Origin of the sequence: Kitasatospora sp. NBC_01250, assembly GCF_036226465.1 — a bacterium.
Lineage (GTDB): Bacteria > Actinomycetota > Actinomycetes > Streptomycetales > Streptomycetaceae > Kitasatospora.
On the sequence record NZ_CP108476.1, the window covers coordinates 7,196,405 to 7,222,362 of the forward strand.

23 protein-coding genes are annotated in these 25,958 nt (G+C 72.4%); 14 read left to right on the forward strand and 9 right to left on the reverse strand.

Going from position 1 to position 25,958, the window contains the following annotated elements:
- Positions 1 to 117 precede the first annotated feature (117 nt).
- Positions 118 to 708, reverse strand: a complete 591-nt coding sequence (locus OG500_RS30485) for a fasciclin domain-containing protein (RefSeq protein WP_327070049.1) — start codon at positions 706 to 708, stop codon at positions 118 to 120.
- Positions 709 to 820: 112 nt separating this feature from the next.
- Positions 821 to 2,278: an aminopeptidase P family protein gene (locus OG500_RS30490; RefSeq protein ID WP_329584695.1), complete on the reverse strand. Its 1,458-nt coding sequence runs from the start codon at positions 2,276 to 2,278 to the stop codon at positions 821 to 823.
- A gap of 188 nt (positions 2,279 to 2,466) precedes the next feature.
- On the opposite strand from OG500_RS30490, the gene OG500_RS30495 reads away from it, so the two are divergent.
- The 7 genes from OG500_RS30495 (at position 2,467) to OG500_RS30525 (ending at position 11,140) form a co-directional block, all read left to right on the forward strand.
- Positions 2,467 to 4,209 carry an ABC transporter substrate-binding protein gene (locus OG500_RS30495; protein ID WP_329584696.1) on the forward strand — a complete coding sequence of 581 codons (1,743 nt, stop codon included), beginning with the start codon at positions 2,467 to 2,469 and terminating at the stop codon, positions 4,207 to 4,209.
- A 29-nt stretch (positions 4,210 to 4,238) separates the two neighbouring features.
- Entirely contained in the window at positions 4,239 to 5,153 is a 915-nt protein-coding gene (locus OG500_RS30500; protein WP_329584699.1) for an ABC transporter permease, read from the forward strand.
- On the forward strand, positions 5,150 to 6,139 hold the full coding sequence (locus tag OG500_RS30505) for an ABC transporter permease (protein WP_327070053.1): 990 nt from the start codon (positions 5,150 to 5,152) through the stop codon (positions 6,137 to 6,139). The genes OG500_RS30500 and OG500_RS30505 overlap by 4 nt, the downstream gene beginning before the upstream one ends.
- A complete protein-coding gene (locus OG500_RS30510) occupies positions 6,136 to 7,122 on the forward strand; it encodes an ABC transporter ATP-binding protein (protein ID WP_327070054.1) in 987 nt (328 codons plus the stop codon). Before OG500_RS30505 ends, OG500_RS30510 begins: the two co-directional genes overlap by 4 nt.
- The gene (locus tag OG500_RS30515; protein ID WP_329584703.1) at positions 7,119 to 8,093 is read left to right on the forward strand and encodes an ABC transporter ATP-binding protein; all 975 of its coding nucleotides are present in this window, start codon (positions 7,119 to 7,121) and stop codon (positions 8,091 to 8,093) included. Before OG500_RS30510 ends, OG500_RS30515 begins: the two co-directional genes overlap by 4 nt.
- A gap of 78 nt (positions 8,094 to 8,171) precedes the next feature.
- A complete protein-coding gene (locus OG500_RS30520) occupies positions 8,172 to 9,959 on the forward strand; it encodes a glycoside hydrolase family 36 protein (protein ID WP_329584706.1) in 1,788 nt (595 codons plus the stop codon).
- Positions 9,956 to 11,140 carry an aminotransferase class V-fold PLP-dependent enzyme gene (locus tag OG500_RS30525; RefSeq protein ID WP_327070057.1) on the forward strand — a complete coding sequence of 395 codons (1,185 nt, stop codon included), beginning with the start codon at positions 9,956 to 9,958 and terminating at the stop codon, positions 11,138 to 11,140. The genes OG500_RS30520 and OG500_RS30525 overlap by 4 nt, the downstream gene beginning before the upstream one ends.
- Here the strand turns inward: OG500_RS30525 and OG500_RS30530 are convergent.
- Positions 11,106 to 11,483, reverse strand: coding sequence for a hypothetical protein (locus tag OG500_RS30530; protein ID WP_327070058.1), 378 nt, complete (start codon positions 11,481 to 11,483; stop codon positions 11,106 to 11,108). The genes OG500_RS30525 and OG500_RS30530 overlap by 35 nt on opposite strands.
- Positions 11,484 to 11,807: 324 nt before the next feature.
- Between OG500_RS30530 and OG500_RS30535 the strand changes: the two genes are divergently transcribed.
- Positions 11,808 to 14,648: a DEAD/DEAH box helicase gene (locus OG500_RS30535; protein ID WP_329584710.1), complete on the forward strand. Its 2,841-nt coding sequence runs from the start codon at positions 11,808 to 11,810 to the stop codon at positions 14,646 to 14,648.
- Positions 14,649 to 14,706: 58 nt separating this feature from the next.
- Here the strand turns inward: OG500_RS30535 and OG500_RS30540 are convergent, their stop codons facing one another.
- The 4 genes from OG500_RS30540 to OG500_RS30555 all read right to left on the reverse strand — a co-directional run bounded on the left by OG500_RS30540 (position 14,707) and on the right by OG500_RS30555 (position 18,908).
- A complete protein-coding gene (locus OG500_RS30540; RefSeq protein ID WP_327070060.1) occupies positions 14,707 to 15,747 on the reverse strand; it encodes a sphingomyelin phosphodiesterase in 1,041 nt (346 codons plus the stop codon).
- 154 nt (positions 15,748 to 15,901) lie between these two features.
- Positions 15,902 to 16,810, reverse strand: a complete 909-nt coding sequence (locus OG500_RS30545) for a 5'-3' exonuclease (RefSeq protein ID WP_327071744.1) — start codon at positions 16,808 to 16,810, stop codon at positions 15,902 to 15,904.
- Positions 16,811 to 16,879: 69 nt separating this feature from the next.
- On the reverse strand, positions 16,880 to 17,737 hold the full coding sequence (locus OG500_RS30550; RefSeq protein ID WP_329584715.1) for a PhzF family phenazine biosynthesis protein: 858 nt from the start codon (positions 17,735 to 17,737) through the stop codon (positions 16,880 to 16,882).
- Positions 17,738 to 17,792: 55 nt separating this feature from the next.
- Positions 17,793 to 18,908, reverse strand: coding sequence for a cation diffusion facilitator family transporter (locus OG500_RS30555; RefSeq protein WP_329587834.1), 1,116 nt, complete (start codon positions 18,906 to 18,908; stop codon positions 17,793 to 17,795).
- Between the two features lie 216 nt (positions 18,909 to 19,124).
- Between OG500_RS30555 and OG500_RS30560 the strand changes: the two genes are divergently transcribed.
- Positions 19,125 to 20,408, forward strand: a complete 1,284-nt coding sequence (locus tag OG500_RS30560) for a DUF2510 domain-containing protein (protein WP_329584719.1) — start codon at positions 19,125 to 19,127, stop codon at positions 20,406 to 20,408.
- A gap of 62 nt (positions 20,409 to 20,470) precedes the next feature.
- On the opposite strand, the gene OG500_RS30565 is transcribed toward OG500_RS30560, so the two are convergent.
- The gene (locus OG500_RS30565) at positions 20,471 to 21,670 is read right to left on the reverse strand and encodes an alanine racemase (protein WP_327070063.1); all 1,200 of its coding nucleotides are present in this window, start codon (positions 21,668 to 21,670) and stop codon (positions 20,471 to 20,473) included.
- A 115-nt stretch (positions 21,671 to 21,785) separates the two neighbouring features.
- Between OG500_RS30565 and OG500_RS30570 the strand changes: the two genes are divergently transcribed.
- Positions 21,786 to 22,526, forward strand: a complete 741-nt coding sequence (locus OG500_RS30570; protein WP_327070064.1) for an SseB family protein — start codon at positions 21,786 to 21,788, stop codon at positions 22,524 to 22,526.
- Between the two features lie 22 nt (positions 22,527 to 22,548).
- Here OG500_RS30570 and OG500_RS30575 read toward each other — a convergent pair whose 3' ends face one another.
- The gene (locus tag OG500_RS30575; protein ID WP_327070065.1) at positions 22,549 to 22,926 is read right to left on the reverse strand and encodes a DUF1844 domain-containing protein; all 378 of its coding nucleotides are present in this window, start codon (positions 22,924 to 22,926) and stop codon (positions 22,549 to 22,551) included.
- Positions 22,927 to 23,363: 437 nt separating this feature from the next.
- Here OG500_RS30575 and infC point away from each other — a divergent pair, with 437 nt between their 5' ends.
- From infC to OG500_RS30595, 4 genes are all read left to right on the forward strand, one after another.
- The gene (infC, locus tag OG500_RS30580; protein ID WP_327071746.1) at positions 23,364 to 24,128 is read left to right on the forward strand and encodes a translation initiation factor IF-3; all 765 of its coding nucleotides are present in this window, start codon (positions 23,364 to 23,366) and stop codon (positions 24,126 to 24,128) included.
- Positions 24,129 to 24,263: 135 nt separating this feature from the next.
- The gene (gene rpmI / locus OG500_RS30585) at positions 24,264 to 24,458 is read left to right on the forward strand and encodes a 50S ribosomal protein L35 (RefSeq protein WP_184934509.1); all 195 of its coding nucleotides are present in this window, start codon (positions 24,264 to 24,266) and stop codon (positions 24,456 to 24,458) included.
- 108 nt (positions 24,459 to 24,566) lie between these two features.
- Entirely contained in the window at positions 24,567 to 24,962 is a 396-nt protein-coding gene (gene rplT / locus OG500_RS30590; RefSeq protein ID WP_327070066.1) for a 50S ribosomal protein L20, read from the forward strand.
- A gap of 96 nt (positions 24,963 to 25,058) precedes the next feature.
- Positions 25,059 to 25,934, forward strand: coding sequence for a TrmH family RNA methyltransferase (locus OG500_RS30595; RefSeq protein ID WP_327070067.1), 876 nt, complete (start codon positions 25,059 to 25,061; stop codon positions 25,932 to 25,934).
- Positions 25,935 to 25,958: the final 24 nt, after the last annotated feature.

The following is a 25,958-nucleotide window of genomic DNA, read 5'->3' on the forward strand; positions in this document are numbered from 1 at the left end:
CTTCGCCCCGTCGGGCGAAGGCTGCCTGACGCGGCACCAGGACGTCCTTGGGGCCTGCCCGGTTCACACCGCTGGGCGCCGCCTCCGCAGGGGAGGCGGCGCCCAGCGGTGGGTGGTTCAGCCGCCGAAGGCCGGTACCTGGTCGAGCGTCGCGAGGCGGGCGTTGGAGGTTCGGATGCTGCCGCAGAGCACCCGCGCGCCGCCGATCCGGTAGTCGTCCCCGGTGCCGGTCGCCTTCAGCACCGCGCCCTGGAGCGAGGTGTAGGACTTGTCGGTGAGGTCGTTCTTCTTCAGGTCGCGCACCACGATGAGCTTGCGCAGCAGCTCGCCGGCGCCCGGCTGGGTGTCCAGCGCCTTGCGCTGGTCGTCGGGGAGCTTGGCGAAGGCGGCGTCGTCGGGGGCGAAGACGGTGACGTTGTCCATCGAGTCGAAGACGTCCTTGGCCTTCGCCGTCTTGACCAGCTTGGCCAGCGTGGTCAGGTCCTTGGACTGCTCGATCGCCGACAGCACGGGGATGCCGCCCATCGAGTCCAGACTGCCCGGGCCGTCCGCGGGCAGTGCGGCGCAGCTCTGGCCGAAGGGCTTCTCCGGCGGCGGGGGGCCGCCGGCCGCGACGGGGCTCTCGTCGGCGCCGGCGCAACCGGCCAGGGAGAGCAGGGCAAGGGCGAGGCCCGCCAGCAGTGCGGGTCGGGTGGTGGGGCGGGGCATCGTGCAGGTCCTCCTCGGGCGGAACATCCGGCGATAACATCTCGGATACGCCCGCATAGTGACATCTCGTCAGCCCGCCGACCGGGAGGCGGACGGCGGGCTGACGGCACCGTCACCCGAGCAGCGCCCCCATCCACTCCTCGATCCCGGCCACCGTGCGCGGCAGCGCACCGGACATCAGTCGCGCGCCGTCCTCGGTGATCACCAGGTCGTCCTCGATCCGCACCCCGATCCCGCGCAGCTCGGGCGGCAGCGTCAGGTCGTCCGGCTGCAGGTAGAGCCCGGGCTCGACGGTCAGCACCTGACCGGCCTCCAGCACTCCGTCCAGGTAGGCCTCCGCCCGGGCCTTCGCGCAGTCGTGCACGTCCAGGCCCAGCATGTGCCCGCTGCCGCACAGGGTGTAGCGGCGGTACAGGCCGCTCTCCTCCCGCAGCGCCTGCTCGGCCGGGACCGGCAGCACGCCCCAGTCGGCCAGCCCCTCGGCGATCACCCGCATCGCCGCGCGGTGGAAGTCGCGGAAGGCGGCGCCGGGGCGCAGTGCGGCGATGCCCGCGTCCTGGGCGGCCAGCACGAGCTCGTAGACCTGCCGTTGGACGGGGGAGAAGGTGCCGCTCAGCGGCAGGGTGCGGGTGATGTCGGCGGTGTAGCGGGTGTCGGTCTCCACCCCGGCGTCGAGCAGCAGCAGTTGGGCGGGGTCGAGCGCGCCGTCGTTGCGGATCCAGTGCAGTACACCGGCGTGGGCGCCCGAGGCCGCGATGGTCTCGTAGCCGGTGCCGGCACCCTCGGCCCGGGCGCGCAGGTTGAACACGCCCTCGATCCAGCGCTCGCCGCGCGGGTGGCGCAGCGCGGCGGGCAGGGCGCGGACCACGTCCTCGAAGCCGGCGGTGGTGTGGTCGACGGCCAGTTGCAGTTGCTCGACCTCCCAGGCGTCCTTCACCAGCCGCAACTCGCTGAGGACGGTGGCGAGTCGGGCGTCGCCACCGGAGTCGGACCGGTCGTCGAGCAGCGCGTCGAGCACCGGGTCCACCCCGCTCAGCAGCCGCGTCGTGAGGTGGCGTCCGGTCAGCAGCTTCTCCAGGCCGTCCAGGTGTTCCGCCCGCAGGCCGGTCAGCTGGGTGGTCTCGGCCAGGTCGGGGCGCCGGCCGACCCAGAACTCGCCGTAGCGGCGGTCGCGGTAGAACTCCTCGCTGACGCCGTCGCGCGGCGAGCGCGGTCGCAGGTGGAGCACCGCCTCGTGGCCCGCGTCGCCGTCCGGCTCCAGCACCAGGACGCTGCCGGCCTGTTCCTCGCCGGTCAGGCCGGTGAGCCAGCTGAAGGCGGTGTGCGGACGGAAGCGGTAGTCGCAGTCGTTGCTGCGCACCTTGAGCTGCCCGGCCGGCACCACCAGGCGCTCGCCCGGGAAACGCGCGGAGAGGCGGGCCCGGCGGGCGGGCATGACCTGGTGGCCGGGAACGCGCTCGGCGGCGGGCAGCGGGGTGGCGGCCCAGTCGGTGGCCATGAATGCGGCGAGGGCGGGGGAGACGGGGAGGTCATGGCTCCCGGTGTTGGCGGACGGGAGGGGCTGGGTCACGGGAGGGCTCCAGAGGGTCCGGGCTCACACTGCTGAGCTGTGCTGATATCCGTGTGGTGCACAGGAGTTGACTGACCGTTTGGACACAGCTGGGTAACGGGTCAGACAGCCTCTTGCTTGTACAATTTCACATTACTATGTTACGGGTCACACCTCGGATGAGCCAGTCCCATGACAGCGGAGTGCACATGACCAGACGTATCCATGCCGCCCTCGCGGCAGCGCTCGCGGCGACCCTGACCCTCGGTCTCGGGGCGTGCACCGGCCACGAGAGCAGCGGTGGCGGCAGCACCGACGACGGCGCCGGCATCACCACCGCGGGCGACGGCATCGTCGGGGGCACCCCGGTCAAAGGCGGAACCCTGCACATCCTGTCCAACCAGGACTTCTCGCAGCTCGATCCGACCCGCAACTGGGTCGAGCCGGAGATGGACTTCGGCATCCGCACGCTCTACCGCACGCTGACCACCTTCAAGTCCGCGCCCGGCGCGCAGGGCCTGCAGATCGTCCCGGACCTGGCCACCGACCTGGGCGAGCCGAGCGACGGCGCGAAGACGTGGACCTTCCACCTCAAGGACGGCCTGAAGTACGAGGACGGATCGCCGATCGTCGCCGACGACATCAAGTACAACGTCGAGCGCTCGTTCTCCCCCGACCTGCCCGGCGGCCCGAACTACGCCAAGCAGTACCTGAACGCCCCGGCCGACTACGCCGGTCCGCTGCACGGCCAGCGACTGGGCCCGGAGGCGATCGAGGTCCCCGACGCGAAGACGATCATCTTCCATCTCAAGCGCCCGGTGGCCGAGTTCGGCTACACGGTCACGCTGCCGACCTTCGCGCCGGTGCCGATCGCCAAGGAGGCCGGCGCCAACTACAGCAACCACCCCTTCTCCTCAGGGCCGTACAAGATCCAGACGTACGACCGCGGCAAGCAGCTGGTGCTGGTCCGCAATCCCTACTGGGACCAGGCCACCGACCCGGTCCGCAAGGCCTATCCGGACAAGATCGTGGTGGACCAGACGCTCGGCTCGGCCGGCATCGCCGACCGTCTGATCGCCTCGCAGGGCGACGACCAGGACGCCATCGCGTACACCGACCTCACGCCGGCCAAGATCCCCGACGTGATCACCAATCCGGACGTCAAGTCCCGCCTGGTCAGCGAGAACGAGAACTGCACGACGATGCTGACCATGGACAACAGCAAGCCGCCGTTCGACAACAAGAACCTGCGGCTGGCGGTCGAGTACGCGATCGACAAGCAGGCGTTCCAGTCCTCGGTCGGCGGCCCGGCGCTCGCCGACATCGCGACCACCTACCTGCCGCCGGAGCTGACCGGCGGCAAGGCGGTCGACCACTTCGGCATCCCGGTCGGCGGCGACCTCGACAAGGCCAAGCAGTACCTGGCGCAGGCCGGGGTCAGTGGCCCGATCTCCACCGAGATCACCGTCTCCACCGGCCAGCGCCAGCAGGCGGAGGCGATCCAGGCCGCGCTGAAGAAGATCGACATCAACGTCACGATCGACGCGCTGGACGCCAGCGTGGTCAACTCGGTGGTCGGCGACAAGAGCAAGCAGACGGGCCTGGCGATCACCGGCTGGTGCCCCGACTACCCCTCGGCCGCCACCTTCCTGCCGATGCTCTTCGACAGCCGGGTGATCGTCGACACCGGCAACCAGGGCAACATGTCCCGCTTCAAGGACCCGTCGGTGGACGCCGAGATGGACCGGATCGCCGGACTGAGCGACGTGAACGCCGCCAACGCGGCCTGGCTGGCGCTGGACGCGAAGCTCATGGACGAGGCGCCCACCGTGCCGCTCACCTGGCAGAAGAAGCCGCTGCTGGTCGGCACCAACATCGCCGGAGCCTTCGCGAGTCCGGTCTGGTCGGGGCAGATCGACTACGCCAACGTCGGCCTGAAGTCCGTCAAATGACGGTCGAATCGCCGCCCGTTACCGTCATGATGACGGAGCATCAGGACACGGGATCGCCCTGGCGGTCGGCCTGGCGCCGGCTGCGCCGCCGGCCGGCGGCGATGGTGGGCCTGGGCATCATCGCCTTCTTCGTGCTGGCCGCGCTGCTCGCCCCGGTGCTCACCGCGATCTGCGGCCACGGCCCCGCCGACACCGACAAGTACGCCATCGACCCCTACCTCGGCGGGCTGCCGCGCGGCGCCCTGGGCGGGATCAGTCCGCAGCACTGGCTCGGCGTCGAGCCGATGCTGGGGCGCGACATCTTCGCCCGGCTGCTCTACGGCGCCCGGATCAGTCTGCTGGTCTCGTTCAGCGCCGCGCTGCTGATCACGCTGATCGGCGTGGCGCTCGGCGTCACCGCCGGCTACTTCGGCGGCCGCACCGACGCGGTGATCAGCCGGTTCATGGACGTCATGATGTCCTTCCCGAGCCTGATCTTCATGATCGCGCTGCTCTCGGTGGTGCAGAACGCCAACCGGGTGCTGCTGCTGGTCGCCGTGATGAGCCTGTTCACCTGGCCGTACATCGCCCGGGTGATCCGGGGGCAGACCATCTCGCTCAAGCGCCGCGAGTACATCGAGGCGGCCCGGGCCAGCGGCACGCCGAGCCTGCGGATCGTGCTCACCGAGATCCTGCCGAACCTGACCAGCACCGTGATCGTCTACGTCACGCTGGCCATCCCCGGCCTGATCGGCTCGGAGGCCGGCCTGACCTACCTCGGGGTCGGGGTCCGCCCGCCCACCCCGTCCTGGGGCCAGATGATCACCGATGCCCAGCTGTACTACAAGGTCGACCCGATGTTCTTCGTCCTGCCCTGCGCCTGCCTGTTCCTGGTGGTGCTGGCCTTCACCCTGCTCGGCGACGCGCTGCGCGACGCCCTCGACCCGAAGGGCGGCCGGGAATGACCGCCTTCCTGATCCGCCGGCTGCTCGGCATCGCCGGTACCCTGCTGGTGATCTGCGCGGTCACCTTCACCATCTTCTACCTGCTGCCGAGCGATCCGGCCGTGCAGTTCTGCGGCAAGGACTGCGCGCCCGACCAGATCGCGCTGGTCCGCAAGCAGATGGGCCTGGACGCGCCGCTGATCGTCCAGTTCGGCCGGTACGTGCTGGCGATCTTCGCCGGCCGCACGATGGGCACCGGGCAGTACGCGGTGCACTGCGGCTTCCCCTGCTTCGGCTACTCCTTCCAGAGCGGCCGGCCGGTCTGGGACCTGATGATGGACCGGCTCCCGACCAGCTTCTCGCTGGCCATCGGTGCGGCGGCCTGCTGGCTGCTGCTGGGGCTGGGCGCGGGCGTCGTCTCGGCGCTGCGCAAGAACACCTGGGTGGACCGCACGGTGATGGTCGCCACCATCGGCGCGGCCGCCGTGCCGGTGTACTTCACCGCGATGATCCTGCTCTACGTGGTGGTCACGGTGCTCGGCCTGATCCCGTACCCGCGCTACGTCGACTTCACGGACGACCCGGTCGGCTGGGCGCAGAACCTGCTGCTGCCGTGGATCACACTGGCGCTCGCGACGGCCGCCATGTACGCCCGGATGACGCGCAGTTCGGTGATCGAGACGCTGGCCGAGCCGTACGTCCGCACTGCGCGGGCCAAGGGGCTGCGCGAGCGCAGAGTGGTCGGCAAGCACGGGCTGCGCCCGGCCCTGACGGCGGTGGCCACCATGCTCGGGATGGACCTGGGCAGCCTGCTGGCCGGCGCGATGATCACCGAGTCGCTCTTCGGACTGCCGGGCGTCGGCAAGCTGTTCGCCGACTCGCTCAACAAGTCCGACCAGCCGGTGGTGATGGGCATCACGCTGCTGGCCTCCTTCTTCATCGTCACCTCCAACCTGGTCGTGGACCTGCTCTACGCCTGGATCGACCCGAGAGCGAGACTTTCGTGACGCTGCTTCAGGTCCGCGACCTCGCGGTCGAGTTCACCACCGGCGAGGGGCCGGTGAAGGTGGTCAAGGGCGTCGACTTCGACGTCGAGCGCGGCCGCACGCTGGGGATCGTCGGGGAGTCCGGCTCCGGCAAGTCGGTCACCTCGCTGGCCGTGATGGGCCTGCACCCGGGGGCCAGGGTCACCGGCTCGGTCGACTTCGACGGCACCGAGCTGATCGGCGCGCCCGCCGAGACGGTCCGCCGGCTGCGCGGGCGGCGGATGGCGATGGTCTTCCAGGACGCCCTCACCGCGCTGCACCCGTACTTCACCATCGGCGACCAGATCGCCGAGGCGCACCGCGAGCACTTCGGCTCCAGCCGCCGGGCCGCCTGGGCGCGGGCGGTGGAGGTGCTCGGCGACGTCGGCATTCCCGAACCGGCCCGGCGCGCGGGGGAGTACCCGCACCAGTTCTCCGGCGGCATGCGCCAGCGCGCGATGATCGCGCTCGCGCTCTCCTGCGAGCCCGAGCTGATCATCGCGGACGAGCCGACCACGGCGCTGGACGTCACCGTGCAGGCCCAGGTGCTCGACCTGCTGATGCGGCTCAAGGAGGAACGGGGGCTGGGGATCATCATGATCACCCATGACCTGGGCGTGATCGCCCGGGTGGCCGACGAGGTGCTCGTGATGTACGGCGGCACGGCCGTCGAACAGGCGGACGCCGATGCGCTGTTCGGCGCGCCCCGGCACCCGTACACCCAGGGGCTGCTGGACTCGCTGCCGCGTCTGGACCCGGACCCGGGGCAGGGGCAGGAGCTGCGGGCGATCCCGGGCAGCCCGCCCTCGCTGCTGGCGCCGCCACCCGGCTGCGCCTTCCATCCGCGCTGCCCCGTCTACGCCGCCGCCCCGCAGCCGGCCTGCACCGGCACCCGGCCGCCGTTGCGGCAGCTGACGCCCGACGGGCACCGCAGTGCCTGCATCCACTCGGAGGTGACGGCATGACCGGTGCGCTGCTGACGGTGCGCGACCTCGGCAAGACCTTCCCCGGCGCCCGTGACGGGCTGCGGCGACGGCCCGGCGTCAAGGCGGTGGACGGGCTCAGCTTCGAGGTGCGGGCGGGCGAGACGCTCGGCCTGGTCGGCGAGTCCGGTTGCGGCAAGTCCACCACCGGGCGGCTGCTGGTGCGGCTGCTGGATCCCACCGCCGGCCGGGTCGACTTCCGCGGGCAGGACATCACCGGGCTGGGCCAGCGCGAACTGCGGCCGCTGCGCAGCGAGTTGCAGATCATCTTCCAGGACCCGTTCGCCTCGCTGAACCCGCGGCGGACGGTGGCCCAGATCATCTCGGCGCCGCTGCGCGCGCAGGGGGTGGCCGGGGAGCGGATCCGGCGCGAGGTGCGGGAGCTGGTCCAGCTGGTGGGCCTGGCGCCCGAGCACCTGGAGCGCTATCCGTACCAGTTCTCCGGCGGTCAGGCCCAGCGGATCGGCATCGCCCGGGCGCTGGCCACCCGGCCCGCGCTGGTGGTGGCCGACGAGCCGGTCTCGGCGCTGGACGTCTCCATCCAGGCGCAGATCGTCGGCCTGCTGGAGCGGCTGCAGCGCGAACTGGGCGTCGCCTACCTGTTCATCGCCCACGACCTGGCGGTGGTCCGGCACCTGAGCCACCGGGTGGCGGTGATGTACCTGGGCCGGATCGTGGAGATCGGCGAGAAGGAGCAGGTGTACGCGGCGCCCGCGCACCCGTACACCAAGGCGCTGCTCTCCGCGGTGCCGCTGCCCGATCCGGCGGCCGAGCGGGCCAGGGAGCGGATCGTGCTGCTCGGCGACCCGCCGAGCCCGGCCGACCCGCCCAGCGGCTGCACCTTCCACCCCAGGTGCGCCAAGGCGCAGCCGATCTGCCGCAGCCAGGCACCGCAGCTGACGGACCACGGCCCGGGGCAGCGGCAGGTCGCCTGCCACTTCCCGGAAGCCTGACGCCGGAAGCCTGGCGCCGGGAGCCTGACGCCGGACATCTGACGCCCCCTTCGCACCCACAGGAAAGGCAGACCCACCGTGTCCCCTCTGAGCTGGGACGGCAGCGCGCCGCCCTCGGGCCGCAGCGAGTGCACCCGGGAGATCGCCACCGGGATCCCGGGCCTTGGCCTGCGGGCCACCGCGATCGGCGCGCACGCCCTGGACGTCAAGGTCACCGCCGGAGACCGGCGGCTGCTCGTCGAGGTCGTGCCGCTCGAACCGGAGAGCCCGGACGGGCCTCCGGTGCGACTGCGGGTGGAGTGGCGGCTGCCGTGCACCGGGGCCACCGCCCTGTGGACCCCGGCCACCGGCACCCGCTGGCTGCCGCCCGCCTGGCGCGCCCCGCGCACCGCCTCGCTGCCCGCGGGCGCGCCGGTGGGCAGCCTGGTGGGGGCCGGGGACGCGGCGCTGTGCACCTTCGCGGTGGGCGAACTGGTCCGCCCGGTGAGCATCGGCGAGGGCGCGGTGGAGGAGAGCGGCGAGTTCGCCTGGTGGGTCGAGCACGAGGCGGGGGCGCCGCTGCTGCTCCGCCTGGATCTGACGCACCGCCACTTCGCGCAGACCGTACAGGAGATGGCGCACTGGTGGGCCGGCCTGGTCGGGCCGGCGCAGGTGCCGGCGGCGGCCTTCGAGCCGGTCTTCTGCACCTGGTACGTCAGCCACCTGACGATCACCGCCGCGCAGGTCGAGCAGTTGGGTGCCCTCGCGGCCCAACTGGGCTTCACCGCCGTGCTGGTGGACGACGGCTGGCAGACCGAGGAGACCTCGCGGTCGTACGCCACCACCGGCGACTGGCAGCCGGCCGCCGGCCCGTTCCCGGACTTCGCCGAGCACGTCCGGCGGACCCGGGCGCTGGGGCTGCGCTACCTGCTCTGGGTCGCGCTGCCGTTCGCCGGCGACCGCAGTGCGGCGGGCGGCGGCCCGAGCGGGCGGCTCGCGCGGATACCGGAGTTGGAGACCTCCGTGCTGGACCCTGCGGACCCGCGGGTGCGCGCCGACCTGGTGGACCGGCTCGGCGAGCTCGTCGAGCGGCACGGGGTGGACGGCCTGAAGATCGACTTCATCGACACCTTCGCCCGGTACGCCACCGACCCGACCGCGGTGGCCGAGGGTGTGCACAGCCTGCTCGCCGAACTGGACGCCCGGCTGCGCGCGGCCCGCCCCGAGGTGCTGGTCGAGCACCGCCAGCCCTATGCGGGACCGGGCCTGTGGCCGTACGCGACCATGGTGCGTGCCACCGACTGCCCGCACAGTGCCGCCGAGAACCGCCAGCGCACCACCGACCTGCGGCTCACCGCCGGTCCGCTCGCCGTCCACGCCGACCCGCTGACCTGGCACCCCGAGGAGGAGCCGGCCGGGATCGCGGTGCTGCTCCAGTCCGTGCTCTTCGCCACCGCGCAGGTCTCGGTCGACCTCGCCCGCCAGCGCCCCGACCAGCTGGCCGCGCTGCGCTTCTGGCTGGCCGTCATGCGCGAGCACGTCGACCTGCTGCAGCGCGGCGCCTTCCGCCCGCACCGCCCCGAACTCGGCTACCCGCTGCTGGAGGCCGGGCACGGCGCGGCCCGCGCCTTCGGGCGCTACGCGCCGCTGCCGCTGCGGGTGTCGGGCCGGTGGGACCTGCTGCTGGTGGCCAACGCCGACCCGGACACCCTGGTGCGGCTCGACTTCGACGCGCCGCCCGGACGCCTGGCCGTGCTGGTCCAGGACTGCCAGGGCGCCACCCGCGCCGCCGTCGAAGCCGAACCGGCGGACCGCGAGTTCGCCGTCCGGGTGCCGCGCGGGGGGCTGTTGACCCTGCGCCGGGCCCAGGAGGGTCGGGCGGCGTGACCCGGCATCCGACGGCAGCGCCCGAGCCGATCGCCGGCGCGGCCGAGCTCTTCACCCTGGACCCCGCGCTGGCCCACCTCAACCACGGCTCCTACGGCGCCGTCCCGATCGGGGTCCAGCGCGAGCAGGCCCGGCTGCGGGCCGAGCAGGAGGCCGACCCGGACGGCTTCCTGCGTGCGGCCCCCGAGCGGCTGGCCGAGGCCCGGGCCACTGTCGCCCGCTGGCTGGGCGCCGACGCGCAGGGCCTGGCACTGCTCAGCAACGTCACCGAGGCCGTCGCCGTGGTGCTGGACAGCATCCCGTTCCGGGCGGGCGAGGAGATCCTGGTGCTCGACCACGGCTACGGCGTGGTGAACCGGGCCGCCGAGCGCCGGGCCGCCGAGTGCGGCGCCCGGGTACGCACCGTGGAACTCCCGCTGGACGGGGCCGATCCGGCGCAGCTGGTGCTGGCCGCGGTCGGCCCGCACACCCGGCTGGCGGTGCTCGACCGGGTCACCTCGCCCACCGCCCGGGAGATCGCCACCGCACCGCTGCTGCGGGCGCTGGCCGAGCGCGGGGTGCTGACCGCGGTGGACGCGGCGCACGGTCCCGGCATGCTGGACGCCGACCTGGACGTCGGCCGGCCCGACTTCTGGTTCGGCAACCTGCACAAGTGGGCCTTCGCGCCCCGGCCCACCGCCGTGCTGGCGGTGCGCCCCGAGTGGCGCGAGCGGATCCGCCCGCTCACCTACTCCTGGGAGCACGGGCGCGGCTTCCCGTTGAACGTGGAGTGGCGCGGCACCGCCGACTACACCGGGTGGCTGGCCGCGCCCGGCGCGCTGGCCCTGCTGGACGGGCTGGGCCTGGCCCGGGTGCGGGAGCACAACGCCCGCCTGGCGGCCCACGGGCAGCGCGTGCTCGGCGAGGTCGCCGGGCTCGCGGCACTGCCGGCCTCGCCGGGGGTGGCGATGCGCGCGCTGCGGCTGCCGCCGCGGGTCGCCGAGACCGAGGAGCAGGCGCTCGCGCTGATGACGGCCGTCCACCGGCGGCTCGGCGCGCGGGTCGCGGTGCGGCCGTGGGCGGGCGGCGGGGTGCTGCGGATCAGCGCACAGGTCTACAACCGGGCCGAGGAGTACCACGCGCTGGCGGCCGGTCTGGCCGAACTGCTCAGGCGACCTCCAGAGACATTTCGATCAGCCTGAGCTGGTGCCGGGCCATGGCCAGGTTGGACTGGTTCCGGTTCAGCGCCAGGTAGAGGAAGAGGCCGCGTCCGCTGGGCGTGGTCAAGGGCCGGATCAGGTGGTACTGGTTGCTCAGCGTGATCAGGATGTCCTCGATCGCATTGTCGTGCAGTTTGAGCAACTCCATCGTGCGCATCTTGGCCCGTACCACGTCGGTGTTGCCGGCCGCCGCCACGTTCAGGTCCAGCTCGGGGTTGTCGCCCAGGGTGCCGAGCGCCATCCCGCTGCCGTAGTCGACCAGAGCCACACCGATCGCGCCCTCGATCCCGAACGCTTCCTTGAGTGCGGTGTCCAGATTCGCCATGTCTCTTCGCCTCTCGTCCGGTCTGGATTCTGGCGCCGACTCTAAGGAGGGCGACAACGCTGGGTTGACGAATGATCACACCTTGATCACACCTGATCGAAGACGCTCGGCGGGGATCGGTCGGGAGCGTGGGTGATCGGTACAGGTCGGGAAAACGGTGCGATCAATGTCAGCCCTGCCGGGTAATCTCAGGCTGAGATGCTGGAACACCACACCGACCACACCAGCTGCGCGCCCCCTTCGGCCCAGTCCGAGGAGCCGGCCCCGCAGCCGCAGGCGTCACCGTCTGCGACCCATCACCACGGGAAGAAGAAGGTGACGCCGATGAGCAGCGCCCTGCCCGACGACGACGCGCTGAGCCCCGCCGAGGCCTACGCCGCCGCCCGCCGCCGCAGCCAGGAGCAGGCCACCGCCCTGTACGAGTTCCGGGAGCTGTACGACTTCCCGCTCGACGTCTTCCAGCTGGAGGCCTGCGAGCGGCTGGAGGCCGGTGACGGCGTCCTGGTCGCCGCGCCCACCGGCTCCGGCAAGACCATCGTCGGCGAGTTCGCCGTCCACCTGGCCCTGCGCTCGGGCCGCAAGTGCTTCTACACCACCCCGATCAAGGCGCTGTCCAACCAGAAGTACGCCGACCTGGTCAAGCGCTACGGCGCCGCCAAGGTCGGTCTGCTCACCGGCGACAACTCCGTCAACGGCGACGCGCCCGTGGTGGTGATGACCACCGAGGTGCTGCGCAACATGCTCTACGCGAACTCGCGCGCCCTGGACGGCCTCGGCTACGTGGTGATGGACGAGGTGCACTACCTCGCCGACCGCTTCCGCGGCGCGGTCTGGGAGGAGGTGATCATCCACCTGCCGGAGTCCGTCACGCTGGTCTCGCTCTCGGCCACCGTCTCCAACGCCGAGGAGTTCGGCGACTGGCTGGACACCGTGCGCGGCGGCGTCAAGGTGATCGTCTCCGAGCACCGCCCGGTCCCGCTGTGGCAGCACGTGATGGCCGGCAACCGGATGTACGACCTGTTCTCCGACCCGGACGTGGACGGCCGCCCCAAGTTCAGCCAGAAGAACCCGGCCAAGGCGGTCAACCCCGAGCTGGTCCGCCTGGCCCGCTCGGAGGCCGACCGCAACCCCCGCTTCGCCGGGCGCGGCCGCGGCCGCTCGATGGGAGGCGGCCGTCCGGGGCGGGTCTGGACCCCGGGCCGGGTCGACGTGATCGACCGGCTGGACGCCGAGGGCCTGCTGCCCGCGATCACCTTCATCTTCAGCCGGGCCGGCTGCGAGGCCGCCGTCCAGCAGGTGCTCACCTCCGGGCTGCGGCTCAACAACGAGCAGGAGCGGGCGCAGGTGCGCACCCTCGTGGAGGACCGCTGCGCGGCGATCCCCGACGAGGACCTGCACGTGCTCGGCTACTTCGAGTGGCTGGACGGCCTGGAGCGCGGGGTGGCCGCCCACCACGCCGGCATGCTGCCCCGGTTCAAGGAGGTGGTCGAGGAGCTCTTCCTGAAGGGCCTGGTCAAGGCCGTCTTCGCGACCGAGACGCTGGCGCTGGGCATCAACATGCCCGCCCGCTCGGTGGTCCTGGAGAAGCTGGTCAAGTGGAACGGCGAGATGCACGCCGACATCACCCCCGGCGAGTACACCCAGCTCACCGGGCGGGCCGGGCGGCGCGGCATCGACATCGAGGGCCACGCGGTGGTGCTCTGGCAGCGCGGCCTGGACCCGGAGGCGCTGGCCGGGCTGGCCGGCACCCGCACCTACCCGCTGCGCTCCTCCTTCAAGCCCTCCTACAACATGGCCGTCAACCTGGTCGGCCAGTTCGGGCGGCACCGCTCGCGCGAACTGCTGGAGACCTCCTTCGCCCAGTTCCAGGCGGACCGCTCGGTGGTGGGCATCTCCCGGCAGGTGCAGCGCAACGAGGAGGGCCTGGAGGGCTACCGCGAGGCGATGACCTGTCACCTCGGGGACTTCGAGCAGTACATGAGCCTGCGCCGGCAGCTGAAGGACCGGGAGAACGAGCTGGCCCGCGAGGGCGGCAGCCAGCGCCGGGCGGCGGCCATCGAGGCGGTCGAGGCGCTCAAGCCGGGCGACGTGATCCACGTGCCGACCGGCAAGTTCGCCGGGCTGGCGCTGGTCATCGACCCGGGCCTGCCGCCGGTCAGCCGCTCCCCGCGCACCACCCGCCACCCGGATTACCAGGACGGGCCGCGCCCGGTGGTGCTGACCGCCGAGCGGCAGGTCAAGCGGCTGGCGATGATCGACTTCCCGCACCCGGTGGTCGCCATCGAGCGGGTCAAGATCCCCAAGTCGTTCAACCCGCGCAGCCCGCAGTCCCGCCGCGACCTGGCCTCCGCGCTGCGCACCAAGGCCGGTCACCTGGAGCCCGAGCGCTACCGCAAGGGGCGCGCGGCCGCCGCCGACGACAGCGAGCTGGCCCGGCTGCGCACCGAGCTGCGCCAGCACCCCTGCCACGGCTGTGACGACCGGGAGAACCACGCCCGCTGGGCCGAGCGCTACCACCGCCTGCACCGCGACACCGAGGTGCTGGAGCGCAAGATGCGCTCGCGCACCCACACCATCGCCCGCACCTTCGACCGGGTCTGCGGCCTGCTCACCGACCTCGGCTACCTGGTCGGCGACACCGTGACGCCCGAGGGCAAGCGGCTGGGCCGGCTCTACGGCGAGCTGGACCTGCTCGCCTCGGAGTGCATCCGCGAAGGGGTCTGGAAGGACCTGGCCGCCGCCGAGCTCGCCGCCTGCGCCTCGGCGCTGGTCTACGAGTCCCGGCAGGCCGACGACGCGGCGGCGCCCCGGCTCCCGGAGGGCGACGCCAAGCAGGCGCTGGGCCGGATGGTGCGGATCTGGGGCCACCTGGACGCGCTGGAGGAGCAGCACCGGATCAACACCAGCGAGGGCGTCGGCCAGCGCGAGCCCGACCTCGGTTTCGCCTGGGTCGCCTACCGCTGGGCGCTGGGGCACAGCCTGGACGCGGTGCTGCGCGACGCCGACATGCCGGCCGGCGACTTCGTGCGCTGGACCAAGCAGCTGATCGACGTGCTCGGCCAGATCCAGGACGCGGCCGGCGAGGACGCCCAGCTGCGCACCACCGCGCGCAAGGCGGTGGACGCGCTGCGGCGCGGGATCATCGCCTACTCGTCGGTGGGCTGACGACGGGTCGGCGGGGGCCGGTGATCCGGCCCCCGCCGACGGCTGGTGCGGCTGGCGCTCAGCCGAGCTGGAAGGTGGCCTGGACCGGGTAGTGGTCGCTGGGCGCGTTGGTGTCCAGCTGCCCGGCGCTCCAGCCGGCCTGCGGGTCGAAGTCGATCGCGACGGTGGGCAGCGCCAGCGGGACGGGGCGGCCCGGGGCGTTCAGGTAGCCGAGGTAGTCCAGGTCGTCGCGGTAGTCGACCGGGAAGGTCTCGACCCCGGACATGTACTGGCACCAGGCCGAGACCGTGCAGTCCATGGTGGCCAGGCTCTGGCTCGGGTCCAGCGCCGGCGAGCCGAGCACCCCGCCCACCGCCGCCTGGGCGTTGGCGTAGTCGCCGCGCGCCTGGCCGTTGTAGTACTCCACGTTCAGGTCGCCGCCGAAGAGCACCGGGGCGCCGGCCCCCACGATCCCGTTCACCCAGGACTTGATCTCGCCGAGCTGGGCGAGCCGGGTGGCCTGGGTGGTGTCGGTGGAGACGTCGGACTCGTCGGCCTGCAGGTGGGTGCCGGCCACCCAGGTCTTCACGCCGCCCTTGTCCACCTGCACCAGCGCCGCGCCCTTGTCGGCGTGGTAGTCCCAGGTGCCGGAGGTGGAGTTGGTGAAGACGTGCTGGTACTGGGCGGTGATCGGGTACTTCGACAGGATCATCGTCCCGCCGTTGATCACGAACGGGGAGCTGGAGCAGTTGCCGCTGGTCCCGGTCCAGCCGCCGCCCGAGCAGGTCCCGCCGACCACCGGGGTGCGGTAGGGGTAGAGGTCGGCGAGCTTGCTGTTGATGTCGCTGATCGAGGAGTTGTTGAACAGCTCGTCCAGGACCACCACGTCGGCGCTGTGCTGGCGGACGATCGACTCGATCACCGGGGTCCGGGTGCTGGCCTTCTCGTTCTGGCTCCAGTCGACCACGGCGGTGCCGAGGTCGACGTTCCAGGTGAGGACCGACAGCGTGCTGCCGGCCGGCGCGCCGGCCGCCGTGGCGGCCTGCGGCACGAAGCCGCCGAGCAGGGTGATCGCAGCGGCGGCCGAGCAGAGCGCGGCGGCGGTACGGCGCAGGGTCATGGGAGTACGGCTCCTGAGAAGGGGTCAGCTGTGCATGACAGCCGGAACCGTAGCTACCGGTGGGTACGACCGGAAGAACGCGGGTCGACCATTCTTCGGCAAAAAGATGTCTGCACAACGCCGCCGGAGCTGGCTGCACAACTCCGCCACCGGTTCAGCGCGTCAGCACCGCAAGCACCCGCTCCAGCGCACTGCCGAGGCCCCAGCGGGTGGCCAGCTCCTCCAGCGTCATCGGGTCCAGCGGCTCGCGCGGCAGCGCGGCGTCGAAGTCGGGCAGCGGGATGTCGGTGGCGACGCGGACGACGGTGGGCGCGACGTCGAGGTAGGGGGCGCCTTCGAGGATGTTCTTGCGGCGGGCCGGGGTGAGCTTGGAGAAGGGGTCGGCGGCGGCTGCGCGGATGCCGGCGAGGTCGCCGTACTCGCGGATGAGCTGGGTGGCGGTCTTCTCACCGATCCCCTTGACGCCCGGCAGGCCGTCGCTCGGGTCGCCGCGCAGCGCCGCCATGTCGGCGTACTCGCTGCCGGTGACGCCGTACTTCTCGCGCAGGGCGGCCTCGTCGATGATCTGGGCGGCGCCGACGCCCTTGACCGGGTAGACCACGGTGACCTGCCGGGCGTCGTCCACGAGCTGGAACAGGTCCCGGTCGCCGGTGACGATCCGCACCGGCCCAGCGGCCCGGGTGGCCAGGGTGCCGATCACGTCGTCGGCCTCGTAGCCGGGCGCGCCGACCCGGGCGATGCCGAGGGCGTCCAGCACCTGCTCGATCACCGGGACCTGGGGCGAGAGGGTGTCGGGCACCTCCTCGGCGCCCGCGCCGACCCCGGGGCCCTCGGCGGCCAGCCGGTGCGTCTTGTAGGTCGGGATCAGGTCCACCCGCCACTGCGGCCGCCAGTCGGCGTCCATGCAGGCCACCAGCTGGTCCGGGCGGTGGTCCTGGACCAGGCGGGCGATGAAGTCCAGCAGGCCCCGGACGGCGTTCACCGGAACGCCGTCGGGGGACTTCACGGACTCCGGGACGCCGAAGTACGCGCGGAAGTAGAGGCTGGCGGTGTCGAGGAGCATCAGGCGCGGTGCGGTCACGCCCCGATCATCGCGCACCGCGCCGACAACCCCCCAACCCGACACCGGGACTCAGCTCGCGGCCTCCGGCAGCGGCACCGCGGCGCCGGTCACCCGCACCCGCGAGTCGCCGGCCACCAGGCTCACCCGCAGCAGGCCGGGGCTGCCCAGGTCCTCGCCCTGGTGCAGGGTCAGCTCGGCCGACTCGCCGGCCCCGCCCAGCTCCCGCAGGTAGGCGCCGAACGCGGCGGCGGCCGCGCCGGTGGCCGGGTCCTCCACCACGCCGCCGACCGGGAACGGGTCGCGGACGTGGAAGACGGTCTCGGACTCGCGCCAGACCAGCTGCAGGGTGACCAGGTCACGAGCCGTCATGAAGGCCGCCAGCCCGTCGAAGTCGTAGGCCAGGGCGGCCAGCCGCTCGCGGGTGCGCACGGCGAGCACCAGGTGGTGGGCGCCCGCGTAGGCGATCCGCGGCGGCAGCTCCGGGTCGAGATCGGCAGCCGCCCAGCCGAGCGCGGCCAGCGCCTGCTCGACCTCCTCGGCCCCGATCGGCAGCACCTTGGGCTCGACGCTGGTCAGGGTCGCGTGCAGCACGCCGTCCTGCTCGGCGACCTGGACCGGCACGGTGCCGGCCTTCGTCTCGAAGACCAGCTCGCCGGGGCCCTCGGCGTGCGCCACCGCCACGGCGGCGGCGACGGTGGCGTGCCCGCAGAACGGGACCTCCAGGGTGGGGGCGAAGTACCGCACCTGGTAGCGGCGGTCGGCGGTGCCGGGGACGGCGGTGAGGAAGGCGGTCTCGGAGTAGCCCAGCTCGGCGGCGAGGGCCAGCATCTGCTGGTCCGTCAGGCCGGTGGCGTCCGGCACCACACCCGCCTTGTTGCCGCCGGCGGGGTCGGTGGTGAAAGCCGCGTAACGCAGAACAGTCGTCATGATCGGCGCAACGCGGGCGGTGTGCCGATCATTCCGGCCGGTCGCCGGGGCCCGCTCAGTGCGAATGCGGTCCGGCCCGGTGGACGGGGCCGTGCGAGTCGGCGCAGTGCTCGGCGGCCAGCGCCTCGGCGGAGTCGGTGATCTGCAGCAGCTGCTGGTCGTCGTCCTCGCCGAGGTGGTCCACCTGCAGGGTGGCGTGGGTGATCCGGTACTCCTCGCGCAGCCGGCGCTGCAGGTCGCGCCGCACGGCGTGGCAGTCGCCGCTGGGGGTGACCAGGATGTGCGCGGAGAGCGCCGGCTGCCCGGAGGTGATCTCCCAGACGTGCAGGTCGTGGATCTCCTCGACCAGGGGGGTGGTCACCAGGCTGTCGGCCAGCGCGTCGGGGTCGACGCCGGCCGGGGCGGCCTCCAGGAAGATCCGCCCGGAGTCGCGGACCAGGCCGATGCCGGCCCGCAGCATCAGCGCCACCACGATCAGCGAGGCGATCGCGTCCGCCCGCAGGAAGCCGGTGGTCAGCATGATCGCGCCGGCCACGGCGGTGGCGATGAAGGCGTAGAGGTCGGTCAGCACGTGCTGGAAGGCGCCCTCGACGTTGAGCGAGCTGCGGTTGGCCTTGGACATGCACCAGGCGGCGGCGATGTTGATGACCACCCCGACCAGTGCGGTGACCAGCACCAGACCGCCCTCGACCTGCGGCGGCGAGATCAGCCGGGTGACCGCCTCGTAGCCCAGCCAGGCGGAGAGCACCAGCAGGGTGACGCCGTTGGCCTGGGCGGAGAGGATCTCGGCGCGCTTGAGGCCGTAGGTATAGCCGCCGCGGGCCGGCTTGGCCGCCAGCCGCATGGCCACCAGGGCGAGCACGATCGAGGCCGCGTCGGTGAGCATGTGCGCGGCGTCCGAGATCAGCGCCAGCGAGCCGGCGGCGAAGCCGACCACGACCTCCGTGGCCATGAAGACGACGATCAGGGCCAGCGCGCTGGTCAGCCAGCGGCGGTCGGCGTCGGCCGCGACACCGTGCGAATGGCCGTGCCCGCCGTGCCCGTGCCCGCCGTGGCCGTGTCCGCCGTGCCCGTGCCCGCCGTGGCCGTGTCCGCCCTGTTCGCCGTGGTCGTGGGAGTGCTCGTGGTCGTCGTGCGTGTGGGTGTGCGGGTGCTCGGTGTGGCCGGCCATCGCGGTCGTCTCCTGAACGCGGGGAGTGATCGAGGGGGTGCCCTGCAGGGAAGTGAACCGCATATCGGACGGAGATCCAAAGGCTGCAGTGGTGACCGTTGTCGTTCCACTTTTCGGGGGTCCGATCAGCCCTCTCACCGTAATCTCATCCGAATCGACCCGATTGTGGCGTTCAGTTGATATCGCGTTTATCCGCCTGCCCATACATTTCCTGGTGTGAGCGATACGAAGATTCCGGCCGGGTGGTACCCGGACCCGCAGGACCCTGACGGTGACCCCAGGACCGAGCGCTGGTGGGACGGCACCGGCTGGACGGCCACCACCCGTCCAGGCGCCTCGGGCGCCTCCGATGCCGAGACCGTCTCCGGGGTCGAGCCCGTCCCCGAGGGCGAGGGCATCGAGCAGACCGTCGTGCTCGACGGCGCCCGGGTGATCGAGGGCGAGGTGCTGGAGAACGGGACGGTGCGGTTCCCCGAGCCGCCCGCCGAGCCAGGCCCCAGCGGCGCCCTGTACGGCGAGCCGCTGCCCCGCAAGCCCTCCGTCTTCAAGCGGATGAGCCGCCCGGTGCTGGTCGCGGCGGCGGTGGCCGGCGTGCTCGGGCTCGCGGTGGGCTCCGGCGTCACCTACCTGGCCACGGACCACCACGACTCGTCCGCCCAGGTGCAGGCAGCCCCGCAGCAGCAGAACTCCCAGCCGAACGGCAACGGCAACGGCAACCACAACGGGACCGGGCGCCAGCGCGGCGGCGGTTCGGGCGGCAGCGGTGGCAGTGGCAGCGGCAGCGGTGGCAGCGGTGGCAGCGGTGGCAGCGGTGGCAGCGGTGGTAGCGGTGGCGGCGGCGGGCTGGGCGGCCTGCCCGGCTTCCCGGGCTTCCCGGGGCTGCCGGGCGGCGGCAGCGGCGGTGGCAGCGGGCAGGGCACCGTGGCCGCCGACCTGAACAGCAACATCCAGTTGCCGGTCCCGAGCGGCTGGCAGGGCGGCACCGCCAATGACGGCACCGCGTTCCTGACCGTCGGCCAGTACCAGTGCCCGGGTTCCAGCGGCAGCGGCTCCGGCGGCTCCGGTGGCAGCGGTGGCTCCGGCGGCGGCAGCGGTGCGGACCAGGTCTGCTCGCTGGGCGGCGTCAACACCGCCGAACTCCAGGGCACCGACCCGCAGGCCGCCGCCGAGAAGGACATCCAGACCGCCGTGGACGCCTCCTACCCGGGCAGCAAGTCCCACCAGGAGCTCAAGTCCGGGGCGGTCACCGTGGACGGCCGCAAGGGCTACCTGGTCCGCTGGCAGGTCACCGCCGCCCAGGGCAACAACGGCACGGTGGAGTCGGTGGTCTTCCCCACCGCGGACGGCAAGAGCCTGATCGCGGTCCGGCTCGGCTTCGACATCGCCGACAAGGCCCCGGCCGTCTCGCAGATGGACACCATCGTCAGCGGGATCACCGACTACGCCGCCCCCGCGGGCAGCAGTGGCGGCGGCAACGCGGCGGGTGGCAGCAGCACCTGACGCCGGCTCGGCTCACCGATCGCGCGCCCCGCTGCCTCCCCCCGGCGGCGGGGCGCGTCCGGTCACAGGAAGGTGCGCCCCTCGCCCCGGTAGGTCGGCACCGTGGCCACCAGCCGGTCGCCCGCCACCAGGTGCAACTCGGCGAAGCGCTCGCACAGTTCGCCGGCCTTCGCGTGCCGGAACCAGACCCGGTCGCCCACCAGCAGGTCGTCCGCCGCCGAGCCGAGCAGCGGCGTCTGCACCTCGCCGGCCCCCTCCTGGGGGTCGTAGCGCAGGCCGGTCGGCAGATAGGGCACGGGGGAGCGGTCGGCACCCGCCGGACCGGAGGCGGGGTAGCCCCCGCCGAGCACCGTCACCACGCCCACCCCCGGGCGCCGCACCACCGGCTGGGCGAAGAGCGCCGCCGGAGTGCCCCGGAACGCCTGGTAGTTGTCGAAGAGCCGGGGCAGGTAGAGCCCGGAGCCGGCCGCCACCTCGGTCACCGCGGCCTCGGCCGCCGTGCTCTGCACGCTGCCGGTGCCGCCCCCGTTGACGAACTCCAGCTCGGCCACCTGCCGCACCGCCCGCACCACCGCGGCGCGCCGCTCGGCGAGTTCGGCGCGCGCCCTGGCCTGCATGAGCCGTATCACCCGCGAGCGCACCGGCCGGCCGGCCACCGAGTCGCCCACCCCGGCGATGTGCCCCTCGTAGGCCATCAGCCCGACCACCGCGAACCCGGGCCGGCGGCGCACCAGTTCGGCCAGCGCCACCAGCTGCTCGGGCGTGCGCAGCGGCGAGCGCCGCGCGCCGACCCGCACCCGGCCGCCCAGCAGCTGCAGCGAGGTGTCCAGGTCCAGGCAGACCCGCACCCGCTCCTCGCCGCCGCGTGCGGCGTCGATCAGGCCCAGTTGCGCCGGATCGTCGACGAGCACGGTGATGTTGGCCGCCAGCTTCGGATCGGCGGTCAGCTCGGCGAAGGCCGCGCGGTCGGCCGAGGGGTAGGCGAGCAGCACGTCCTGGACCCCGGCCCGGGTCAGCCAGATCGACTCGGCGAGCGTGAAGCTCATCACCCCGGCGAAGCCGTCCCCGGCCAGCACGCGTTCCAGCAGGGCCCGGCAGCGCAGCGACTTGCTGGCCACCCGGACCGGTTTGCCCTGGGCCCGGCGCACCAGATCGGCGGCGTTGGCGTCGAAGGCGTCCAGGTCGACGATGGCCAGCGGGGCGGTCAACTGCGCGGTGGCCCGGTCGAAGCGTGCTCGGTCGGCGTCCGGTGAGCTCGTCATGGGCGCAGCGTGCCACAGCGGTGCTACCGCTGGGTATAGGTGTGCCGCAAAGAGGCTTCGCACGGCGCCGCACGGCACGGTTCGAGGGCGCCCGGCCAGCGGCTAGGCTCGCCGGGTGGACGGTAAGAACATTCCCAATCCCGGATTCGCCGCCGACGACGGCAGCGCCGATCCGGCCCTCGCCCGGGCGCTGGCCGACTGGTCGCAGCAGCAGGGCGCGGCCGAGCCGGCCCTGCTGGCCGCGCTGCGCCAGGCCCGCCTGATGGTGCCGATCGTCGCGCTGCTCGGTGAGGTGGAGACGGACGCGGCAGGCCTCAAGCACGAGAAGACCAGCGACATGGCGGTCCCGGTGATCGAGGCGGCCGACGGGCGCCGGGCGCTGCCCGCGTTCACCTCGCTGGCCTCGCTGGCCGCCTGGCAGGCCGACGCCCGCCCCGCGCCGGTGAACGCGCCGCAGGCGGTGATGACGGCCTACGCCGAGCGGGCCGACACCCTGCTGATCGACCCGGCCGGTCCGGTGACCTACCAGCTGACCGGTGCCCGGATGCGTGCAGTGGCCGAGAACCGGGTCTGGCTGCCGCCGGTGCAGGACCCCGAGGTGCTGGACGCGCTGCGCGCGCTGCTGGCCGGCGAGCCGCAGGTGCTCCGTGCCGAGCTGACCCCGGGCGGGACGACCGACGTGGTGCTCGGGCTCGAGCCGGCGGACGGCGCCGACGTGCCCGCGCTGGCCCAGCGGCTGGCCGCGGCGCTGGCGGCGGACCCGGTGCTGCGGGTGCGCCTGACCCGGGGCCTGGACCTCGCACTGCTGCCCGCCGGCGCACGGCCGACGGGCAGCGGTTTCTACCAGGCCGGATGACGGCCGCGGCGGTTCAGGAGTATCAGGAGTAGACGGGCCCGGTGAACTTCTCGCCCGGCCCGGTGCCCGGCGCGTCCGGCACCATCGAGGCCTCGCGGAAGGCCAGCTGGAGCGAGCGCAGGCCGTCGCGCAGCGGGGCGGCGTGGAAGTTGCTGATCTCCGGGGCGCCCGCGGTCACCAGGCCGGCCAGCGCGGTGATCAGCTTGCGGGCCTCGTCCAGGTCCTTGTCCTTCTCGCCGCCCTCGGCCAGACCGCACTTGACGGCCGCCGCGCTCATCAGGTGCACCGCCACGGTGGTGATCACCTCGACGGCCGGCACCTCGGCGATGTCGCGGGTCAGGTCGTCGTACCCGACGGTCTCGTCAAAGGACTCGGAAGCGTTGTCGGGCTGGCTGCTCAAGGAAGGCTCATTCCCTCGGGGTGGATCCGTACCCCTGGGAGGGTACCGGCAGACAGTGCTCTCGCCCGTAGTGTAAAGTGGCTTAACGACCGGCTGAGCGCTTCACCGTGCCCGGCCAGCAAGTGGAGGCTCCACCCAGGAGGCCCGAGAGGGCAACCGCGACAGTCTCCCACCTGATCGGCCTGCGGGTCGACGGGTCCCGGTCCGCGACAGCAGCTCTCAAGGCCGTGCGTCGCCGAGCAGCGTCCCTCACCGGACGCCGCCCCCGGATGTGTGGAGCCCCGCTTGTGACGAGCGGGGCTTTTTTCGTGCCGCGGTGCTTCGGAGTACCGGACGGCAGCGCAGCACGAATGAAGCCCCGCCCAGTGGTCGAAGTCCACTACGTGCGACCGCCTCCCTGACGGCCGCATCGCAGAAGGTGCAACCAAGGAGGCCCCATCAGCACCGAGCCCCGCATCAACGACCGGATTCGCGTCCCCGAGGTGCGACTCGTCGGTCCCAGTGGCGAGCAGGTCGGCATCGTGCCGCTTGCCAAGGCGCTGGAGCTTGCGCAGGAGTACGACCTCGACCTGGTCGAGGTCGCGGCGACCGCCCGGCCGCCGGTGTGCAAGCTCATGGACTACGGCAAGTTCAAGTACGAGTCGGCCATGAAGGCCCGTGAGGCGCGCAAGAACCAGGCGCACACGGTCATCAAGGAGATGAAGCTCCGGCCGAAGATCGACCCGCACGACTATGACACCAAGAAGGGTCACGTCGTTCGGTTCCTCAAGCAGGGCGACAAGGTCAAGATCACGATCATGTTCCGTGGTCGCGAGCAGTCCCGCCCCGAGCTGGGCTTCCGACTGCTGCAGCGGCTCGCCAACGACGTCCAGGACCTGGGCTTCGTGGAGTCCTCGGCCAAGCAGGACGGCCGTAACATGATCATGGTTCTCGGCCCGCACAAGAAGAAGACCGAGGCGATGGCCGAGGCCCGTGCGGCGCAGGACGCCCGCAAGGCCGAGCGCCTGGGCCGTGGCGCCCAGGCCGACGAGGCCGAGGACGCTGAGGACGCTGAGGCGACGTCCGCCGACGATGTCGAGCTGACCGACGCCGAGCAGAACGACGACGCAGACCAGGCCGCCGAGGCGGTCCAGGACCAGGCGGAGGCCGGCGACACCGCTGCCACCGCCGAGCAGCCGGCCGAGGTCGCTCAGGACGCCTGAGCCTTCGGGTTTGGGCTCGGGTGATCCGGCCACCGCGGTCCCGGGGCTCCCGTCCCGGTGACCGGAGAACACCAAGCGCTCGGGCCCGCGTGGCAACACGCGGGCCAGAGCGGACCGACGAGGAGATACGGCGACATGCCGAAGCAGAAGACGCACAGTGGCGCCAGCAAGCGCTTCAAGATCACGGGCTCTGGCAAGGTGCTCCGCGAGCGCGCTGGCAAGCGCCACCTCCTGGAGCACAAGTCCTCCAGGGTGACCCGCCGTCTGACCGGCACCGCCGAGATGGCCCCCGGCGACACCAAGACGATCAAGAAGCTTCTCGGTAAGTGATCGCCCGCCGCGGCCCTGCCGGCCGCGGAGCCCGGCTGATCCTTTCCGACCGATTCGATTGACGGACCACGTGAAGTAGTCCGTGGTCCAACCCCTAGGAGTAATGAAGTGGCACGCGTCAAGCGGGCAGTGAACGCCCACAAGAAGCGCCGGGTCATCCTTGAGCGGGCCAGCGGTTACCGCGGCCAGCGGTCGCGCCTGTACCGCAAGGCCAAGGAGCAGGTCACCCACTCGCTCGTTTACAACTACAACGACCGCAAGAAGCGCAAGGGCGACTTCCGTCAGCTCTGGATCCAGCGCATCAACGCTGCGGCCCGTGCCAACGGCATGACCTACAACCGCTTCGTGCAGGGCCTCAAGGCCGCCAGCATCGAGATCGACCGCAAGATGCTGGCCGAGCTCGCCGTGAACGACGCCAACGCGTTCGCCGCGCTGGTCGAGGCCGCCCAGAAGGCGCTGCCGACCGACGTCAACGCGCCGAAGGTCGCCGCTGACGCCGCCTGATCCACCGCAGTACCCGGACCCGCAGGCTCCTCGCGAGCCTGCGGGTCTTTTTGAAGGTCCCCGCGGACCCGCTTGCCCACCCCGTCGAAAGTGACCATGGCCAGCACCGACACTCCCCAGCTCAGCTCGCTCCGCTCGCCGCGGGTGATCGCCGCCCGCAAGCTGGCGCGGCGCGCCCAGCGCGGCAAGGACCGCCGCTTCCTGGCCGAGGGCCCGCAGGCGGTCCGCGAGGCGATCGCCTACGGGCTGCTGCCGGGCGGGCGGGAGCACGCGGTGGTGGAGATCTACCTCACGCCGGAGGCCGCCGAGCGGCACGGCGAGATCGTCGCTGCCGCCCGGGCGGCGGACCTGCCGGTGCTGACCGCCACCGACGAGGTGATCGCCGACATCTGCGACACCGTCACCCCGCAGGGCATCGTGGCGCTCTGCCGCTTCCTGGACACCCCCTTCGCCGAGGTGCTGAAGGCTCGTCCCAAGCTCGTCGCGGTGCTGGCCAACGTCCGCGACCCCGGCAACGCCGGGACCGTGCTGCGCACCGCGGACGCGGCCGGTGCGGACGCCGTGGTGCTGACCGACGCCTCGGTCGACCTCTACAACCCCAAGGCCGTGCGCGCCTCGGTCGGCAGCCTCTTCCACCTGCCGGTCGCCGTCGGGGTGCCGATCGAGCAAGTGGTGGCCGAGCTCAAGGCCGACGGCGTGCGGGTGCTGGCCGCCGACGGGGCGGGGGAGCGGGACCTGGACCAGGAGCTGGACGAGGGCACGCTGGGTGCCCCGAGCGCCTGGATCTTCGGCAACGAGGCCTGGGGGCTGCCGGAGCAGACCCGCGCGCTCGCCGACGAGGTGGTGCGCGTGCCCATCCACGGTCACGCCGAGAGCCTCAACCTCGCCACCGCCGCCGCCGTGTGCCTCTACGCCTCCGCTCGCGCACAGCGTTCGCCCGCAGGCTGTCGCGAGCCGGGTACGGAGCGCTAGGGTCAGTCTGACAACACGGTCCTC

Excerpts from the sequence above, each read along its gene's own strand:
- OG500_RS30485 (WP_327070049.1), bottom strand. The coding sequence starts at position 708 with ATGCCCCGCCCCACCACCCGACCCGCACTGCTGGCGGGCCTCGCCCTT.
- OG500_RS30495 (WP_329584696.1), top strand. The coding sequence starts at position 2,467 with ATGACCAGACGTATCCATGCCGCCCTCGCGGCAGCGCTCGCGGCGACC.
- OG500_RS30500 (WP_329584699.1), top strand. The coding sequence starts at position 4,239 with ATGACGGAGCATCAGGACACGGGATCGCCCTGGCGGTCGGCCTGGCGC.
- OG500_RS30505 (WP_327070053.1), top strand. The coding sequence starts at position 5,150 with ATGACCGCCTTCCTGATCCGCCGGCTGCTCGGCATCGCCGGTACCCTG.
- OG500_RS30515 (WP_329584703.1), top strand. The coding sequence starts at position 7,119 with ATGACCGGTGCGCTGCTGACGGTGCGCGACCTCGGCAAGACCTTCCCC.
- OG500_RS30530 (WP_327070058.1), bottom strand. The coding sequence starts at position 11,483 with ATGGCGAATCTGGACACCGCACTCAAGGAAGCGTTCGGGATCGAGGGC.
- OG500_RS30535 (WP_329584710.1), top strand. The coding sequence starts at position 11,808 with ATGAGCAGCGCCCTGCCCGACGACGACGCGCTGAGCCCCGCCGAGGCC.
- OG500_RS30540 (WP_327070060.1), bottom strand. The coding sequence starts at position 15,747 with ATGACCCTGCGCCGTACCGCCGCCGCGCTCTGCTCGGCCGCCGCTGCG.
- OG500_RS30545 (WP_327071744.1), bottom strand. The coding sequence starts at position 16,810 with ATGCTCCTCGACACCGCCAGCCTCTACTTCCGCGCGTACTTCGGCGTC.
- OG500_RS30550 (WP_329584715.1), bottom strand. The coding sequence starts at position 17,737 with ATGACGACTGTTCTGCGTTACGCGGCTTTCACCACCGACCCCGCCGGC.
- OG500_RS30555 (WP_329587834.1), bottom strand. The coding sequence starts at position 18,908 with ATGGCCGGCCACACCGAGCACCCGCACACCCACACGCACGACGACCAC.
- OG500_RS30565 (WP_327070063.1), bottom strand. The coding sequence starts at position 21,670 with ATGACGAGCTCACCGGACGCCGACCGAGCACGCTTCGACCGGGCCACC.
- rpmI (WP_184934509.1), top strand. The coding sequence starts at position 24,264 with ATGCCGAAGCAGAAGACGCACAGTGGCGCCAGCAAGCGCTTCAAGATC.
- OG500_RS30595 (WP_327070067.1), top strand. The coding sequence starts at position 25,059 with ATGGCCAGCACCGACACTCCCCAGCTCAGCTCGCTCCGCTCGCCGCGG.